A 12,875-nucleotide genomic window follows, 5' to 3' on the forward strand; every position below is an offset into this window, starting at 1 on the left:
CGCGGGGCGACAATCGTCACGCCCGCGCATGGTGCACCCCCGGTCATGCCGCCGTACTCTGGGAATAATTCAACTTTTTGTTAGGAGAGTTATCGCATGAGCACGTTCACCCCCGAAAAGGCATCGGCCGACATCGGCGTGTACGGCCTGGGAGTCATGGGCGCAAATCTCGCCCGCAACCTGGCCCGCAACGGCTACGCGACCGCCGTCTTCAACAGGACCCCGGCTCGCACCGAGAAGCTCATGGCGGAGCACGGCGACGAAGCGACCTTCGTTCCCGCGTCCACGCTGGAAGACTTCGTCGCGTCCCTGCGCGCCCCCCGCGTCGCCATCATGATGGTCCAGGCCGGCCCCTCGACGGACGCCGTCATGGAGCAGCTCGCCGATCTCATGGACGAAGGCGACATCATCGTCGACTGCGGTAACTCCCTGTTCACCGACACGATCCGCCGCGAGAAGTGGGCCGCCGAGCGCGGCCTGCACTTCGTGGGCGCGGGCGTCTCCGGCGGCGAGGAGGGCGCCCTGTGGGGTCCCTCCATCATGCCCGGCGGCACCCCGGCCTCGTACGATCGCGTCGGCCCCATGTTCGAGGCCATCGCCGGCACCTACGACGGCGTCCCCTGCTCCACGTACATTGGCGCGAACGGCGCCGGCCACTTCGTGAAGATGGTGCACAACGGCATCGAGTACGCCGACATGCAGGTCATCGCCGAGGCTTACACCCTCCTGCGTGAGGGCCTGGGTGCGACGCCGGCCGAAATTGCCGACATTTTCGCCGCCTGGAACGAGGGCGAGCTTAACTCCTACCTCATGGAGATCACCGTCGAGGTCCTGCGCCAGGTGGATGCCGAGACCGGCAAGCCCCTCGTCGACCTCATCGTGGACGCCGCTTCGCAGAAGGGCACGGGCAAGTGGACGGTCCAGACCGCCCTCGACCTGGCCGTCCCCGTCACCGCGATCGGCGAGGCGACCTTCGCGCGCGGCGCCTCCTCCGAGCCCGCCCAGCGCGCGGCCGGCCAGGCGCTCGCGGGCAACGCCACCGCCCTCGTCATCGAGTCGGACGAGGCCCGGGCCGCGTTCATCGAGGACGTGCGTCAGGCGCTGTTCGCCTCCAAGATCGTCGCCTACTCGCAGGGCTTCGACGAGATCGAGGCCGGCGCGAAGGAATACGACTGGGCCATCGACAAGGGCGCCCTGGCTCGCATCTGGCGCGCGGGCTGCATCATCCGCGCGGCTTTCCTCGACGACATCACCCGCGCCTACGAGGCCGACCCCGACCTGCCGCTGCTGCTGGCCGCCGAGCCGTTCGCGACGCGTTTCCAGGAGTGCACGCCCGCGCTGCGTCGCGTCGTGGCCCAGGCGGCCCTCGCCGGTGTTCCGATCCCGGTGTTCGCCTCGTCCCTGGCCTACTTCGACCAGATCCGCGCGACGCGCCTGCCGGCGGCCCTCATCCAGGGTCAGCGTGACTTCTTCGGCTCCCACACCTACCACCGGGTAGACAAGGAGGGTGTCTTCCACACCCTGTGGGCGGTCGATGGTCGTCCCGAGGAACAGTGGTCCTGATCTGAGATTGCGGCGGAAGCTGCACGAGGGGGTGGGTGCGCGGCACCCACCCCTTTGTGTTGCAGCCCATACTTTGGGGTTCTTTCAGGAAACCCAGTTAATCTAGGGGTACACCAATCCGCTGAAAGGGCGAATACGTGGCTACTAACAACGGACAGTCTGACTGGAACGACATCATCGAGCCTGGCGGCTCCGGCACGTCAGGGCGGGACTCGCTGCCCTCGCGACGTGCGGCGCGCGCCGCAGCCGGGTCGCATGCATCCCGGAAGGCTGCCAAGGCCTCGTCGGCCGGAAAGAAGGGCCCGGCGAAGAAGAAGCACCGGTGGGCCAAGCGCATCGGCTTCTCAATTCTGACCGTCTTCCTGGGCGTGTTCATCGCGGGCATGGCGGTGTTCCTGTACCTCTACAACACGCTGACCGTTCCCGCGCCGGATGACCTGGCGCTCGCGCAGAAGACCACGGTCTACTATGCCGACGGCACGACCGAGATGGGTACCCTGGGTGACATCAACCGTCAGATCATCGACACGACGACGTTGCCCGACTACGTGTCGAAGACGATCGTGGCCTCCGAGGATCGCACGTTCTACACGAACTCTGGTGTTGATCTGAAGGGCATCTTCCGCGCCCTCGTCAACAACCTGCGCGGCGGCGCCCGCCAGGGTGGCTCGACGCTGACCCAGCAGTACGTGGAGCGCTACTACATCGGCGAGACCACGTCCTACACGGGCAAGCTCAAGGAAGCCGTCCTGGCCATCAAGATCAACCGTGAGAAGTCCAAGGACGAGGTCATCGGCGCCTACATGAACACGATCTACTTCGGTCGTGGCGCGTACGGCATCGACGCGGCCGCCCAGGCGTACTTCGGCCACGGCGCCTCTCAGCTGACCCTGTCCGAGTCGGCGCTCCTCGCGGCCGTCATCCCCGCGCCCTCCGCGTGGGACCCCGCCGTCAACCCCGACAAGGCGAAGGAGCGCTGGGAGCGCGACCTGAACCTCATGGTCGAGGACGGCTGGATCACGCAGGCCGACAAGGATGCCGCGGTGTTCCCCGAGACGATCGACCCCGACACGCTCAATAGCGCGTCGATGACCGGCACGAACGGCTACCTGATGGCCCAGGTCAAGCAGGAGCTCCTCGCCTCCGACCAGTTCGACGAGGACAAGATCAGCCAGGGTGGTCTGCGCATCACCTCCACGATCGTCAAGGAGCACCAGGAGCAGGCCGTCGCGGCCGCCCAGGGCATGAACGAGGTCGAGGGCTGGGATCCGACGCACCAGCACGTGGCCCTGTCCTCCATGGACCCGGCCACGGGCGAGATCCTCGCCGAGTACGCGGGCGCGGATTACGAGAAGCGTCAGCAGAACGCCGTCACGCAGGACATCGCAATGGCCGGCTCGTCCTTCAAGCCTTTCGCCCTGCTGGCGAACGCCCGCCTGGGTGGCACGGTCTACGACACGTACTCGGGTAAGTCCCCCCAGTATTTCCGAGGCATGGGTACCCCCGTTTCGAACGACGGCGGCTACTCCTTCGGTAACGTCACCCTCGTGAAGGCGACCGCGTACTCGATGAACACGGTGTTCGTGGGCCTGAACGACGACGTCGAGCCGGAGAACACGCTCCAGGCCGCCATCGACGCGGGTATCCCCGAGGACACGGTGGGTCTGAATGACGAGCTTCTCAACGTCCTGGGCCCCTCCTCGCCGCACAACATCGACCTGACGACCGCCTACTCGACGATCGCGAACGGTGGCGAGCGCGTCACCGCCCACATCGTCAAGAAGGTTGAGGACTCGAAGGGCAAGCTGCTTTACAGCGGCGACGTGGCCCCCAAGCGCGTCTTTGACGTCGAGGAAGTCTCCTCGATTATGCCGGCCCTCGAGGCCGTCACGAAGGGTGAGGGTACCGCCGCCAACGTTGATGCCGCGATCGCGCGACTGACGACGGCCGGCAAGACCGGTACCTCCTCGGACCAGCTCTCCGCCCAGTTCGTGGGCTTCGTGCCCGGCATGGTGACCGCCGTGTCGATGTACCAGTCCGACGATGCCGGTAACGCGGTGCCCCTGGATGACGTGGGCGGCCTCGATCAGTTCCACGGCGGCGACTGGCCGGTCGACGTGTGGATCGACTACATGAAGCCGGCGACCGCGAACCTGCCGGGCGACGACTTCCCGTGGAAGGTCGAGTCCAACCGCAAGGTGCACAACAACGCGCCCACGCCCGCGCCGAGCGCGACGACCGAGGCCCCGCAGTCCGCTGCCGAGCCCACCGAGACGCCTACCCCCACCGAGACGCCCTCCGCCGAGCCCACCGAGAATTCGGAGAACGGCGGCAACGGTTCGAACAACGGCAACGGCGGGAATAACAACGGCGGCAACGGTTCGAACAACGGCAACGGCGGGAATAACAACGGCGGCAACGGTTCCAACAACGGCAACGGCGGGAACAATAACGGCGGCAATAACAACGGCAACAACAATGGCGGCCGAAGAAACTAGCCGCGCGTCCTAGCGCCGATGTTGCGGGCCCCGAGGAGCATCCTCGGGGCCCGCAGTGTGTTCACAGCGGGAGCATGCGCATGCGGATAGGAAACGACGATCCGGATAGGTTACGAACATCTGGATAGGTTAATAACCTATCCATAAGCGAATAACTTATCCGGATGCGCACAACCTATCCGGATGCGCACAACCTATCCGGATGTGAGCGTCTGCGCTCCCACTATGTGCCCTCCGTTGCCGCGCTCCTGAGGGGACAAGCAATGATGTCTCGTAGACGAACGTCAGATCTTGCAGGCACAGCAAAAGGGGTGGCCCCCGCTCACATGAGCGGGGGCCACCCCTTCAATCAGCATTCAACCGATGCGTGAAGCCTTCACTTCGCGGCGGAAACGCGGACCTTGAGGTTCGCGGACACCTCGGGGTGCAGGCCGACGGTCACCGTGTAGTCGCCAACGGCCTTGATGGGCGAGGCGATGATGACGCGACGACGATCGATGGTCTGGCCCAGCTGCTCCTTGACCGCGTCAGCGATCGCAGCAGCGGAGACGGCGCCGAACAGGCGGCCGGAGTTGCCAACCTTGCCGGAGATCTCGACAACGGCACCCTGGAGGGCGTCGCGCACGGCGCGAGCGTCATCGATCGTGGCGATCTCGTGGCGGCGACGAGCAGCGGCGATCTGGTCGATCTGCTTCTGCGCGCCGGCGGTCCACTTGGCGGCGAAGCCGCGGGGGACCAGGTAGTTGCGGGCGTAGCCAGCCTTGACCTCGACGACCTCGCCGGCGTGGCCGAGGTTGGGGACGTCGTGGGTGAGGATCAGTTTCGTGGTAGCCATATCAGCTGTGTCCTTCCCTTATCAGCGGCCGGTCGTGGAGTAGGGCAGCAGAGCCATCTCACGCGCGTTCTTGACGGCGCGAGCGATCTTGCGCTGCTCCTGGGTGGAAACACCGGTCACGCGGCGGGCGCGGATCTTGCCGCGGTCCGAGATGAACTTACGCAGCAGAGCGGTGTCCTTGTAGTCGATCTTTTCGATCTTGGCCGACTTCAGCGGGTTGGCCTTCTTCTTGATGGGCTTGTTGCGAAGTTGGGGCTTCGCCATGATGGTCTCCTAGTGAATCCGGGCGGACTGTGCCGCCCCAAGCGTGTTGTCTTCGACGTGGCGCTTTCCGGCGTAGGTGCCGGGGCGCGCGACTTTAGAACGGGGGCTCGTCGCCGAAGGAGGTGGCGCCGCCAGCGGGGGCGGAGCGCCACGGGTCCTCGGGGGAGCCGCCGGTCGGTGCGCCGTAGTTGGCGCCACCCTGGCCATATCCACCCTGGCCGCCGCCGTAACCGCCGCCCTGCTGGGGCGCGCCCTGCTGGCCGCGGTTGTCGGACTGGTAGCCGCCGCCACCGGAGGGGGCGGTGCGGGTGACCTGCGCGCGTGCGCGGCGCAGGGAGGGGCCGACCTCGTCGACCTGCAGCTCAACGACCGTGCGACGTTCACCCTGCTGGGTGTCGTACGAGCGCTGGGTGAGGCGACCCTGAACGATGACGCGCATGCCCTTACGCAGCGACTCGGCGACGTTCTCAGCGGTCTCGCGCCACACGGAGCAGCGCATGAAGAGGGTGTCGCCGTCGCGCCACTCACCGGCGTTACGGTCGTAGGTTCGGGGGGTGGAGGCCACCGTGAAATCGGCGACCGCGGCGCCGGACTGCGTCCAACGCAGTTCGGGGTCAGCGGTCAGGTTACCGATGACAGTGATGACGGTATCTCCGGCCATGTCGGCTCCTCGGGCTTAGAGGGTGTGGTGTCGGCTCAGTGAGCGTCGGGGCGCAGGAGCTTCGTACGGAGAATGGTCTCGTCGATGCCCATGCGGCGGTTGATCTCGAGAGCGACCTCGGGGGTCGTGGTCATGTCGATGACGACGTAGATGCCCTCAGAACGCTTGAGGATGTCGTAAGCAAGGCGGCGCTTGCCCCAGACGTCAACGTTCTCGACGGATCCGCCGTTGGCAGCCACGGGTGCCAGGTACTTCTCCATCATGGGGGCGACGGTGCGCTCGTCGATCGAAGGATCGAGGATCACCATCAGTTCGTAGTTACGCACGTTGGTTCCCACCTCCTATGGTCTTTACGGTCACGGACGGTCCGTGACAGGAGGGCGTTGCGTATGGCCCGTGAGGGTCTGCTGGACCGGCCGCGGGTGCGGACAGTCCAGCTACCCACTTTACACGGGTGGCAGCGTCTTCGCTAGGGCGTTTCCGGTCACGATCGGTTCCCTCGGGACGAGGCCTGGGTCCACCCCGCCGGGACACCGAACCCCGCGCGGAACCGGGGGTGCGCACGAGGCCGGCCCCGGCCTCGTCGATCGGCTACAGCGAGCGGGCGCCGAGCCCGTTGGTGAGGGCCCGCATGCCGGTGTAGACGGCCGAGTAGGCGAGCCAGACCATCGCGAGCGCCAGGGACGGGCGCGCCGTGAGCGCGGTGGAGTGGGCGATGACCCACAGGAGGGGCGCGTAGACGACCAGGTTGACGATGCCGGCGACGGCCAGGTAGCGGCCTCGGCCCGCGCCGATGAGGACGCCGTCGAGGAGGAAGACGTAGCCGGCGATCGGCTGGAAGAGCGCGCCGACGATGATGGCGACGGTCGCGTAGTCGATGACGGTCTGGTCGGTCGTGAAGATGCGGGTAATCCATGGCGCGGTGATTGCCAGGACGACGCCGACGGCGACGCCGAAGCCGATGCCCCAGCGCGACAGGGTGCGCAGGAGGGGGCGCATGGCGCCGCGCTCGCCGGTGCCCGTCGTGAATCCGGCGAGGGCCTGGGCGGCGATCGCGAGCGCGTCGAGCACGTAGGCGGCGAACGTCCACAGGGTCCACACGATCTGGTGGGCGGCCAGGGCCTGGGTGGAGATTGCGGTGACCGCGCTCAGGGTCGCCAGGAGGGCGACGCGCAGCGCGAGGGTGCGCACGAGCAGAGGCGCGCCCTCGAGCGCCGCGCCGAACAGGCCGTCCGTGGAGGGACGCAGGCTCACGCCCTCGCGCCGGGCAGCGCGCACGATCATCCACCCGAGGAACGCCGCCATGAGCGTCTGGGTGATCGCGGTGCCCAGGCCGGAACCCGCCACCCCCAGGTCGAGGGGGTACATGAGCACCCAGTTGGCCACCGCGTTGAAGGCCGCGCCCACGGACGCCGCAATCAGGGGAGTGCGCGTGTCCTGCAACCCGCGCAGGGTGCCCGTGGCCGCCAGGACGACAAACATGCCGACGAGGCCGGGCGCTGAGGCACGCAGGTAGGCCAGGGCGTGCGGCATCGTCGCCGCGTCGGCCCCCAGCCAGGTGAGCAGGGGAGAGGCGAAGACAGCCAGGAGGATCGCGGCGAGGGCGCCGAGGCCTCCCGCCAGCCACATGGCCTCGACCCCCGAGCGGATCGCAAGGTCGCGCCGCCCGGCCCCCAGGTGGCGGCCCGCCAGGGAGGTCGTCGAGTAGGCGAGGAAGATGAAGAGCCCGACCGCCGTGTTCAGCACGGTCGACGCGATGCCCAGGCCCGCCAGCTGCGGGGTGCCCAGATGGCCCACCATCGTGGAGTCGATGACGGTGAACAGCGGCTCCGCGATGAGAGCCCCGAGGGAGGGCAGCGCGAGCGCCAAGATCATCCGCGTGGTGATCATCGGGGCCGACGAGGCTGGGTCCCCCTCACGCTTCGCGGGTGAGGTCGGGTCGCTGGGTCCCTGTGTACTCGTCATGACACTCCGATTCTTTTCCACAATGTGTGCACAGGCCTGTGGAAAGCCGTGCATTGGGAAATTCTAGATGGCTCAATGAATGACAATGATGTGACTGTGATGAGGATATCTGCCCTGACAGATCGGTCATTTCGCGTTGTGCACAGGCGTCGTCGGCGTTGTGCACAGGTTATCCACAATATGTGCACATGCCCGTGCACAGCGTCGGTCGCGCAATCGCCTACAACGCGTTAGTCTTCGCCTGAAGGCTCTCTATCCACAGGGCTTCAGGCCGCGCTCGCGGCACTCAGCCCAGCCCCGGCCTCGTCCCTATACGCCCGCGCACCCGAGAGGATCACGATGTCCGACGACCAGTTCGACCGCGTCCCGCCGCAGGACATCGACGCGGAGATGAGCGTCCTCGGATCGATGATGCTGACGACCGAGGCCGCCAACGTCGTCTCCGAAATGCTGCGCGGGCAGGACTTCTACCAGCCCAGCCACGAGACGATCTTCGACACCATCGTCGAACTCAACGGCCGCGCAGAACCCGCCGATGCGATCACCGTCGCCGGCGAACTTAAGCGCGCTGGCGTCCTGTCGAAGGTGGGCGGCGCCGCCTACCTGCACACCCTCATCGCCTCCGTGCCCACCGCCGCGAACGCCGCCTACTACGCGCGCATCGTGCGCGAACGCGCCATCATGCGCCGCCTTGTCACCGCGGGCACGCGCGTCGTCCAGCTCGGCTACGCGGACGCGGGCGGCGACGTCGACGAGATCGTCGACCAGGCCCAGGCCGAGGTCTACGCCGTCTCCGACGGGCGCGAAACCAGCGACTATGTGTCCATGGACACGATGAGCACGGATATTCTCATCGCCCTCGAAGACATTGAAAAGAACCAGGGCAAACTCAACGGCGTGCCTACCGGCTTCACCGACCTGGATGAGCTGACCCAGGGCCTACACGGCGGCCAGATGATCATCGTCGCCGCCCGACCCGCGATGGGTAAGTCCACGCTCGCCCTGGATTTTTGCCGCTCGGCATCCATGAAGCACGGCATCACGTCGCTCATCTTCTCGCTGGAAATGAGCTCGCAGGAAATCGCGATGCGTATGCTCTCCGCCGAGTCCGGGGTGCGTCTGTCCAAGATGCAGGCCGGCAAAATGAACAGCAACGAATGGCAAAAGGTCGCCGAAACCTCCTCGCGCATGAGCGCTGCACCCCTGTACGTCGACGACTCCGCGAACATCACCATCTCCGAGATTCGCTCGAAGTGCCGCCGCCTCAAGCAGCAGGAAAACCTGGGCCTCGTCGTCATCGACTACCTCCAGCTCATGACGAGCGGCCGCCAGGTCGAGTCGCGTCAGCAGGAAGTCTCCGCGATGTCGCGAAACCTCAAGCTCCTGGCCAAGGACCTCGACATCCCGGTCATCGCCGTCGCGCAGCTGAACCGTAACTCCGAGGGCCGCACCGACCGCAAGCCCATGATGAGCGACCTGCGTGAGTCCGGCTCGCTCGAGCAGGACGCCGATATCATTATCCTGCTGCACCGCCCCGACTACTACGACAAGGAAGACCGCCCCGGCGAGGCCGACATCATCGTCGCTAAGCACCGTGCCGGTGCGACCGCGACCGTCACAGCCCTCTTCCAGGGCGACATGGCGCGCTTCGTCAACTACACGGGACGCCCGGAGCCCGGCGGCGGAGAGTAAGGGCTGGTTTACCCGGGCCGCCGGTGTTCCGGGCGCCGTCGGGCCCGGCCGCCCGCGAGATCGCCACACGCGAGCCTGCGGCTCGGAGTGGTCGATCTCGAAGCCCGCCCGTGCCCTCCGGACCCTCCGGCGCCCTCCACACCGGCGGTGCTGTGTCGCTGTGAGTAGCACGGCCAGGCCCTGCCGCCGCCTACGGGCACCGCGGCCTGGCCCACCAATCCCTCCGGCGCCCTCCACACCAGTGACGCTTATTGTGCTCGCGTGTTGCCCTGACCCCGCCACCGCCCACGTGCACCGCAGCCAAGCCCACCAATCCCTCCGGCGCCCTCCACACCGGCGGCGCTGTGTCGCTGTGAGTAGCACGGCCAGGCCCTGCCGCCGCCTACGGGCACCGCGGCCTGGCCCACCAATCCCTCCGGCGCCCTCCACACCGGCGGCGCTGTGTCGCTGTGCGTTGCTAGCGCGCTCACCGCTACCCTCTAGCAATTTCGCACGTAATTCCCCTGAGACTATTTCAGAATTTGAATTGTATTCGTTGGTATTTCAACGTTTCTGAGTGTTGTTGAAGTTTCATGTAATCGAATTACGTGCGAAATTGGGGATGGTGACCTTGTTGGGCTGATGTGGGGTCTTGGGCGTGACTTTTTTCGCCCTGCGTGGCCTGTTGTCGGCCTGAGCGTGACAAAATTCGCCCAGCGCACGAAAAATGGCCCAAAATCGGCGGTTTGTGGCGTGCTGGGCGAGTTTTGTACCGGCTTGGCGCAAGAATGCCCTGTGCTGGGCGAACTTTGTCATGGGTGAGCCCGCGAAGGCCTCGCGCTGGGCGAACTTGATCGCGAAACACCGCTGCTGTGGGCGCTCCTCGCAGGCCCGCCGTGCCCAGTGAGCCCGTCGGAATTAGTCCTGGTGCCCCTTGCGCGCCAGGCGCTTGGCGCGCACGGAGGAAAGTAGCCAGTCGGCGCTCAGGCAGCTCAGCGCCACCCACACGACGCCCATTGCGATCCAGCGGAACGTGGGTACGGTCTCGTGGAAGATGAACACTGCGACGAGGAGCTGCAGGGTGGGCCCCAGGTACTGCAGGAAGCCCATCGTCCCCAGGGTCAGGCCCCTTGCTGCCGAGGCGAACATGATGAGGGGGATCATCGTCAACGCACCCGCGCCCACCAGGAGCGCCAGGTGAATTACCCAGGACACCCCAGAGTCGTCGGAAGAAGCGATCGTGTGGAAAGACGTCGAGGATGTGGCCGCCAGGTAGGCGTAGTAGCCGAGCAGGACGGGCGAGACCGCGGCCGTCTCGATCGCCATGCCCGCCAGCGGGTCGACGCGTGCGGCCACGTCCTTCTTCACGAGGGAATACAGGCCGAACGTCAGAGCGAGCGTGAGCGAGACGATAGGTACCGAACGCTGGCCGATCACGAGGATGACGACGGCGACGACGCCGAGGGCCAGGGCCACTTTCTGGATTGGGGTGACGCGCTCGCGCAGCACGATGAGGCCCAGCGCGATCGTCACGAGGGGATTGATGAAGTAGCCGACCGCCGCATCAGTTGTGTGGCCGGCGAGGACCGCGTACACGTACACCGACCAGTTGACGACGACGAGCGCGCCCGCGACCGCGAGGCGCCACAGGGCTCCCCGGTCGGCGATCAGCGCGCGGATCTTCCCCAGCGAACCCGTCACAGCGAGTGCGACCAGGCAGAAGAACAGGCCCCACACCGCGCGGTGGACGATCACCTCGACGGCGCCGGCGGGGGAGAGCAGCGAGAAGTACAGGGGGAAGAAACCCCAGATCACGTAGCAGGAAACGCCGAGGGCGAGTGCGCGTGGTTCGTTCTTCTGGGTGCTCATGCACCCAGTGTATGAACATTGTGTGGGCAGACGCCGCCGCGGGAACGGCTGTGATCACCTGGCGAGAAAGCGTGAGGGGTCGCGTCGTCCCCCGAGATCAGGGCGGTCTCGTCGATGCCGAGGACCACGCCGAGGGCCTCCAGGTAGCGTTCCTGCTGGCTCTCCTCGCCGGCCCGGCGCGCCATGACGGTCGGGTTGTGGATGAGGCGCGCGGCCAGGTGACGCAGTGCTCGGGCTGCGTCGTCCGTCGAGAGGGGATCCTCGCCGAGGCGATCGATCTCCTCCTCAACGATGCGGAAAACGCGTGAGCGCAGGTGCCGCACGACCGGGTCCATGGATCGGGCGCCGAGGCCGCGCTCGAAGGAGGAGACCTCCTCGTCGATGATGGCGCGGGCGCGCGTCAGCGCGTCAGCATCGGCTGCCGGGACCGAGGCCTGGATGGTCGGCAGATCAATGAGAGTGACATTCGGGAGCAAGGCGACAGAGCTTTCGGTGTCGCGCATGAGCGCGAGGTCCAGGACCACGGTGTGCCCGGCCTGGGCGGCCATGTCGCGCGTCAGGACGGGGCTTCCCAGCCCTCGGCATGTCACTACGAGGTCGGCGCGCTCCAGAGCAGAGGGTAGGTCTGCGGCATCAACCCAGCCGATGCCTCGTCCCTGGGCGAATTCGCGTGCGCGCCCGGACGTCGAGTAGACGGACACGTCCGATGCGCCGAGCGCGTGCAGGGTGCTGACGGTCGCGCCCGCGTAGGCGCCCGTCCCGACGATGAGCACGCGTGCGTCCTCCCACGGTCCCAGGTGAGCCGCAGCCATGTCGAGGCCGACGGCGACGACGGATCGTCCAGCCCCGGCCAGTCCGGTCTCGGTGGCGACGCGGCGGGAGGTGGCCGACGCTCGCTCGGCGGCGCGCCCCAGGTCGCAGCTGAGGGTCCCGTCCTCCCAGGCCGTGCGCGCGGCGCGGCGCATCTGCCCGGCGATTTCGCGCTCGCCGATGACCATGGATTCCAGTCCCGCCGCAGTCGAAAACAGATCGACGAGGCCGTCGCGACCCCACAGGTGACGCAGGTGCACGTCCTCGCGCTGTGCGTGCGAGGCCTGGGCGAGCTCGCGCTCGACCGCGTCCTTGAGCGCGTGGGGGTCGGCCGAGGCCGGGGCGTCGACGTAGATGGTGACGCGATTGCAGGTGCGCAGGACCATGACTCCGCGCGCGTTCGGCAGCGAGCGCGTGAGGGTAGGACCCAGATCGTCCGCGCTGGAGAGCCGGGCGATGTCATCGAGGGGGGTGTAGCGGTGGTCCGCGGAAAGCACATGAATAGTCACAACGCGTCCATTTAAGGGCACGCGGGTAGCGCGAGCAGAGTAGCGAAGCTATTTATGTTGGTGACGCCGTGTCATTTCGGAATGTCGGTGAAATAAATGGCTCTCTCCCGCGGATAAATGGACATAAAGACACGTAAATTCAAGCATTTGCGACGTGTGCGAAATTGTCTTGAACTAAACTGGAAAACGACGGAAATGCGCGAATTAACGCATGAAAACATCATTAAATT

General features: G+C 66.4%; 10 protein-coding genes. 3 read left to right on the plus strand and 7 right to left on the minus strand.

The genetic code is table 11. From position 1 onward, the window contains the following. The first annotated feature begins 96 nt into the window (after positions 1–96). On the plus strand, positions 97–1,563 hold the full coding sequence (gndA, locus tag JJJ16_RS08160) for an NADP-dependent phosphogluconate dehydrogenase (RefSeq protein WP_219752150.1): 1,467 nt from the start codon (positions 97–99) through the stop codon (positions 1,561–1,563). 137 nt (positions 1,564–1,700) lie between these two features. After that, positions 1,701–4,061 (plus strand): transglycosylase domain-containing protein, encoded by a 2,361-nt coding sequence (locus JJJ16_RS08165; RefSeq protein WP_219752151.1) that lies wholly within the window; start codon positions 1,701–1,703, stop codon positions 4,059–4,061. A gap of 376 nt (positions 4,062–4,437) precedes the next feature. On the opposite strand, the gene rplI is transcribed toward JJJ16_RS08165, so the two are convergent. The 5 genes from rplI to JJJ16_RS08190 all read right to left on the minus strand — a co-directional run bounded on the left by rplI (position 4,438) and on the right by JJJ16_RS08190 (position 7,786). Further along, positions 4,438–4,896, minus strand: a complete 459-nt coding sequence (gene rplI, locus JJJ16_RS08170; RefSeq protein ID WP_007589133.1) for a 50S ribosomal protein L9 — start codon at positions 4,894–4,896, stop codon at positions 4,438–4,440. Positions 4,897–4,917: 21 nt separating this feature from the next. Then, on the minus strand, positions 4,918–5,160 hold the full coding sequence (gene rpsR, locus JJJ16_RS08175) for a 30S ribosomal protein S18 (protein WP_003791435.1): 243 nt from the start codon (positions 5,158–5,160) through the stop codon (positions 4,918–4,920). Positions 5,161–5,254: 94 nt separating this feature from the next. Continuing rightward, positions 5,255–5,821, minus strand: a complete 567-nt coding sequence (locus tag JJJ16_RS08180) for a single-stranded DNA-binding protein (RefSeq protein WP_003791437.1) — start codon at positions 5,819–5,821, stop codon at positions 5,255–5,257. 35 nt (positions 5,822–5,856) lie between these two features. Further along, on the minus strand, positions 5,857–6,147 hold the full coding sequence (rpsF, locus tag JJJ16_RS08185) for a 30S ribosomal protein S6 (protein ID WP_007589137.1): 291 nt from the start codon (positions 6,145–6,147) through the stop codon (positions 5,857–5,859). Positions 6,148–6,412: 265 nt separating this feature from the next. Beyond that, positions 6,413–7,786, minus strand: a complete 1,374-nt coding sequence (locus JJJ16_RS08190) for an MATE family efflux transporter (protein ID WP_219752152.1) — start codon at positions 7,784–7,786, stop codon at positions 6,413–6,415. 339 nt (positions 7,787–8,125) lie between these two features. On the opposite strand from JJJ16_RS08190, the gene dnaB reads away from it, so the two are divergent. Then, positions 8,126–9,478, plus strand: a complete 1,353-nt coding sequence (dnaB, locus tag JJJ16_RS08195; protein ID WP_219752153.1) for a replicative DNA helicase — start codon at positions 8,126–8,128, stop codon at positions 9,476–9,478. 897 nt (positions 9,479–10,375) lie between these two features. Here the strand turns inward: dnaB and rarD are convergent. Next, on the minus strand, positions 10,376–11,326 hold the full coding sequence (rarD, locus tag JJJ16_RS08200; RefSeq protein WP_219752154.1) for an EamA family transporter RarD: 951 nt from the start codon (positions 11,324–11,326) through the stop codon (positions 10,376–10,378). Beyond that, on the minus strand, positions 11,323–12,645 hold the full coding sequence (locus JJJ16_RS08205) for a glutamyl-tRNA reductase (protein ID WP_219752155.1): 1,323 nt from the start codon (positions 12,643–12,645) through the stop codon (positions 11,323–11,325). The genes rarD and JJJ16_RS08205 overlap by 4 nt, the downstream gene beginning before the upstream one ends. Positions 12,646–12,875 lie beyond the last annotated feature (230 nt).

The organism is Schaalia sp. ORNL0103 (genome assembly GCF_019429565.1).
Lineage (GTDB): Bacteria > Actinomycetota > Actinomycetes > Actinomycetales > Actinomycetaceae > Pauljensenia.

Coding starts and splice junctions, on each gene's coding strand:
- gndA (WP_219752150.1), top strand. CDS start 97: ATGAGCACGTTCACCCCCGAAAAGGCATCGGCCGACATCGGCGTGTAC.
- rplI (WP_007589133.1), bottom strand. CDS start 4,896: ATGGCTACCACGAAACTGATCCTCACCCACGACGTCCCCAACCTCGGC.
- rpsR (WP_003791435.1), bottom strand. CDS start 5,160: ATGGCGAAGCCCCAACTTCGCAACAAGCCCATCAAGAAGAAGGCCAAC.
- JJJ16_RS08180 (WP_003791437.1), bottom strand. CDS start 5,821: ATGGCCGGAGATACCGTCATCACTGTCATCGGTAACCTGACCGCTGAC.
- JJJ16_RS08190 (WP_219752152.1), bottom strand. CDS start 7,786: ATGACGAGTACACAGGGACCCAGCGACCCGACCTCACCCGCGAAGCGT.
- dnaB (WP_219752153.1), top strand. CDS start 8,126: ATGTCCGACGACCAGTTCGACCGCGTCCCGCCGCAGGACATCGACGCG.
- rarD (WP_219752154.1), bottom strand. CDS start 11,326: ATGAGCACCCAGAAGAACGAACCACGCGCACTCGCCCTCGGCGTTTCC.